This is a genomic window from Christiangramia aquimixticola (assembly GCF_048285835.1).
In the GTDB taxonomy this organism is placed as follows: Bacteria; Bacteroidota; Bacteroidia; order Flavobacteriales; family Flavobacteriaceae; genus Christiangramia; species Christiangramia aquimixticola.
In genome coordinates this window covers 1-263 of the sequence record NZ_JBLVTL010000373.1, presented here as the reverse complement: position 1 = coordinate 263, position 263 = coordinate 1, and the positions used below count along the sequence as shown (strand labels likewise).

The following is a 263-nucleotide window of genomic DNA, read 5'->3' as shown; positions in this document are numbered from 1 at the left end:
GCTGTTACCGTAACTGTTGTAGTTCCTATGGGGAAATTATAGGGGAAGCTAATATTACTTCCACCAACACTATAGGAAATAGCTACATTGTCATCGCAATTATCGGTTGCCGTTGCTGTAAAGCTTAAGGTTGTATCACACTCACCTGCATCAACGCTATATGGATTAACCGGAGCCGGGCAGTTGGTTATAACTGGTGCTTCATCATCAATAACTGTTACATCAAAAGTACAGGTCGTATTAGCTGAATTTGAATCTCCATC

At 41.1% G+C, this 263-nt stretch carries 1 protein-coding gene; it reads right to left on the bottom strand.

The genetic code is table 11. The features are described from left to right. The coding region (locus ACNKXV_RS14870; protein ID WP_417908470.1) for a hypothetical protein at nucleotides 1-263 on the bottom strand (263 nt) is incomplete at both ends.